This window comes from Thermoleptolyngbya sp. M55_K2018_002 (assembly GCF_015295965.1).
GTDB classification, from domain to species: Bacteria; Cyanobacteriota; Cyanobacteriia; order Elainellales; family Elainellaceae; genus Thermoleptolyngbya; species Thermoleptolyngbya sichuanensis.
In genome coordinates, this window is the sequence record NZ_DVEA01000238.1 from 1 (window position 1) to 3,826 (window position 3,826).

Sequence of the window (3,826 nt, forward strand, 5' to 3'; positions counted from 1 at the left end):
ATGTGCTGCGCTCAACCGGATGATTCAGATCGCAAAGCCCCACAGCTATGAGGTTAAAGCCTAGTACTAAGCTTGCTTCAGGCTAATCTATCCATTTTTTAATCATGCAACAAAGCCCTATCAGATTGAACTTCCAGGGCGATCGCTCAATGAGTTTCTGCGCTGGCTCAATCGCTTTATGCATTGTGTGCAAATCCTCAAACCTGAAGCCTTGGCACAGCAGCATCGGGCAAATGCCGCAGCACTCCTAGATCTCTATGATAGGAAAAATGTAGAGTCGTACTAGCTCCCTATCCACACCCCTCCAGCCGGACAAGATACACTCTAGCAACGCATTACTGGCATAATTTTCCCAGGGGCGCGGTTAGCTCTGCAATTCTCCAAACCCTTTAGGTGGGCACCAGACTGGGTGAGTCATGACAGAAGGACAGCCAGCCATCGAGTTCAGAGTTGCAGTCGAGCAGGCGATCGCCCATCCGGAAACAGCAAACCTGGAGCAAATCTGGCACTACGCAGAACAGCAAATTGCTCGACTGGAGCGGGAGGAAAAACTGCGGGTGGCGGGCGAGGCGATCGCCCAACTGTGTGAGGTTCACGCCTCTCGCGCCGAGTGGCTGCTAAATTCCTGGGAGCAGCGGTGGCGCGATCGCTTGGATACGGAACCCGTGTTGACTGACGAAATGCTGTCCTCGTTTTTGCGCCAGACGATGAGCCTGGGGTTGGACGAAATGCTAGAGAATTTCCTGCAAACCCGCAGCCGCAACGCAGGCGATGCCAGCGGTCATTCCACCGTCGAAGAGATCGAGAAAGATAAATTACTGAATTGGCTAGATCAGGAAGAAGAACATCAAAAAGCGATCGCCGTAGCGCATGAGGAAAACGTCAGCAAATGGGCAGAGCTAATTCGGGACTGGCTAAACACGCATGGACGAAGCAGTCGGTTTAGCGATTTGGCGCGGGGACTACAGCAACAACATCCGGATATGACGTGGGTTGCCATCTGGCTGGGGCTGTTGCTGGGTGGCTTTGTCTTGCAGCCCGGAGAACAGTTCTATGATGAACATTTTCGGGTCAGGCTGGCTGATTAAACTCAGGACTTGCGAGTAAGATGCGGCATGAAAAGACAAGCATTCTGTTTATTCAACTTCAATTCTCGATTCTGGTCTTCAGGGGGCACGGCTGAATCGGGCAGGCTTCAACAGGCAGTTGCTTGATCACATCCTCAAACCGAGACACGCCAAACTGCTGATGTAACTGTTCCAACACGGACTGAATGTAGTCCGTCACCAGGTTTCCCCGCATTCCCATACAGTGCATCGGCGATAGGGCAAGCACCTGGCGATCGCCCTGCCAGATTTCTGCACCCACAGCATGAACTGGTGCATCCTTATGGTTGCGGTATAGCACCAGCACGGCGGCATAGACTGGAGGCGGCGCGGGTAGGGCCATTGGTTCGCCATCTTGCACAGGGAACGTCCGCTGGTCGCTTGGAGTACCTTCCCTGACAGCTTTGCGGAGCCTGCGGCGGGTGCGATTATTGTCCTCTCGATGTCGATAGTGCGATCGCCGCCGATGGCAGTCATAGCCCCAGCCCTGCTCGTTCGCCGGATTCCAGCAGTTGTCGCCCGTTGGGCCGTGGAGGGCGATCGCCTCTTCGACGGCAAGCATGGCGCACTGCTGGCACTTAGCATTAACACGACGAGCCATAGGGAAATCCAACGAGGCAAAAATCTGGTTGCTATTTTAGTGTAATTTTAGTGTAAGTTTCTTGACCCGACTAGATTACAGTACCTCGCAGGATACGTCAGAGATTATCCCCAACCGTTGCGAGGCGTTGTATCACGACTATCCCTTGCAACGCCCAGCAGAACTTGTCAAATTCAAGAAACGCTTCTGCACCTACTGAAGCAAAGCCTCTATTTCCTCAAGGAGTTGCTTGAGTCGGGCACTTTTCTCTGGATCTTTCCAGAGATTTGCCCGTTTCACAGCCCTGCTCGCAGACGACAGGCGAGCAGAAACCCGGTCAGGTTCAGCAATTTTTTTCGCTTCATCTAGTTTTTGGGACTGCCGTAGTTCTTTGACCCGCGCCTGAATTGCGTCTACAGATAGATTAGCGGCGATCGCCTCATTCAAGAGATGTCGCTGCTGCTCTGGATCTTTCACCTTCAGCACTTCATTGACCTTGGTATAGCTCAGCTTACCCTGCTGAAGAATTGCCTGAATTGAGTCCGGCAGCTTCAGTAAGGGCACTCGGTGCTTCCGAAAACTCTCTGGAGTCAGCCGCCCTACCAAATTAAACACATCTTCAATCACTGCCCAATCCTCACTACGGACAACGTTGTCCGTAAGTCCCCGCCGCTGGTTAGATGCTCGATTGAGGATACTCACCACTTCTTCAGGCGACTTTTGCAGATTGCGGCAGAGCATCCCCATAATGGCGTGAGTCTCTTCCCACTTGTTCAAGTCGCCGCGCTGGAGATTGGATATCGCTTTAATATCCTCAGCAATATCATCATCCACTTCAAACACTCGACAGGGAACTTCGGTGAGCTTTGCAATTTCTGCTGAGCGATGGCGCTTTTCACCTGCCAGCAGGTCATAGTCTCCTGGACTTCCGGGTCTGGGACGCACCGAGAGCGGATCGATAATCCCCACTGCCTGCATCGACCGAGCCATCTTCGCTAGTTCTTCTGGATCAAAGTAGCGTCGCGCCTGGTCTGGATCACGATGGATTTTAGAATGAGCAATCCAAATCACTGCTGGGGAGGCCTGGGATTCGACTTCGGAAACCGTGGGCGCGGGCTGTAGCGACTGAATTTGTTTTTCAACTTTGGCCCCGTTCGACTCCCCGTTCAACTCCCCATTCAACTTCTTGTTCAACAGTTGAGATGGACTATCAGGCTGCTCCAATATTCCCTCATCCGAAGGAGCCAAGGTGGACAATGGGGTAGACGAGTCTGTGGATGGATCTGCGGGGATGTCAGGTGGCACGTCTGATGCTGGCGATTCCATCTCTCTCTCTGAAGGATTGCCAATGACCGCCATCAGGGTTTTGAAGCGACTGACTCGCTTTTCTGCTTGCTTTTCAGCCATTTAGAATTTCCTCTCCTATTGCACAATACTCGTTCCAGGCAATGCGGGAGCGGCGATCGCCCTTCACCTGGTTGACCAGAATTCCATCATTGGCAGCTTTCTGAAAGGCGACGGCTTCCCGAATCTTGCCGTCAAATACCGGAAAGCCCATCTCGGTCAAGAACTCTCGTGCATCTTCTCCTTCTCGGCGAGGTGCAGGCGGCACCCTAGTCAGCAGCACGCGATACTTGCCCGTGCCAATTTTCTGTAAAAGCTCAACTGTCTGGACTAGCGCATCCAGAGACAGAGTATCGGGCGTAGTCGGCAGCACCAGGAGATCGCAACCTTCGACAATTTCTTTCAAATCCTCTACTTCGGCCCGGGCCTCTGTGTCAATGATGAAATGTTCACAGTTTCGATATCGAGCGGCCTGGTTGACCCCGACAACCTTAAACGGTAAAGGCTGGCTATTTGCAACGCCGCGTTCCGCCCATCGACAGGCAGAGCGATTTGGATCTCCGTCGATCAGGAGCGTCGAACCTTTCGTTTGGAAGTAGGCAGCGAGATGGATGGCTGTTGTGGTCTTGGCTACACCGCCTTTGAAGCTTGCAGTAGTAATAATCATGCTGTCCGTAGTAGCGCTTTCTCAAGTCTAGTACGGACCTTCAGCCTTGAGCCATTGACTTAAGAGAAGTTCTTATACCAATAAAAAATAAAGATGAGCATAATTCAGGCTGCTTTCTGGGATGCAGTT

Annotated in this window: 4 protein-coding genes; 1 reads left to right on the plus strand and 3 read right to left on the minus strand. The window is 52.4% G+C overall.

The window, feature by feature from the left end; translation table 11 throughout:
* The first annotated feature begins 416 nt into the window (after window positions 1–416).
* Window positions 417–1,088 (plus strand): hypothetical protein, encoded by a 672-nt coding sequence (locus tag IGS51_RS11755; RefSeq protein WP_297078567.1) that lies wholly within the window; start codon window positions 417–419, stop codon window positions 1,086–1,088.
* A 58-nt stretch (window positions 1,089–1,146) separates the two neighbouring features.
* Here the strand turns inward: IGS51_RS11755 and IGS51_RS11760 are convergent, their stop codons facing one another.
* From IGS51_RS11760 to IGS51_RS11770, 3 genes are all read right to left on the minus strand, one after another.
* Window positions 1,147–1,707, minus strand: a complete 561-nt coding sequence (locus IGS51_RS11760; protein ID WP_297078568.1) for a hypothetical protein — start codon at window positions 1,705–1,707, stop codon at window positions 1,147–1,149.
* Between the two features lie 192 nt (window positions 1,708–1,899).
* Window positions 1,900–3,093: a ParB/RepB/Spo0J family partition protein gene (locus IGS51_RS11765; RefSeq protein ID WP_297078569.1), complete on the minus strand. Its 1,194-nt coding sequence runs from the start codon at window positions 3,091–3,093 to the stop codon at window positions 1,900–1,902.
* Window positions 3,086–3,697, minus strand: a complete 612-nt coding sequence (locus tag IGS51_RS11770) for a ParA family protein (protein WP_297078570.1) — start codon at window positions 3,695–3,697, stop codon at window positions 3,086–3,088. The genes IGS51_RS11765 and IGS51_RS11770 overlap by 8 nt, the downstream gene beginning before the upstream one ends.
* Between the last annotated feature and the right edge of the window lie 129 nt (window positions 3,698–3,826).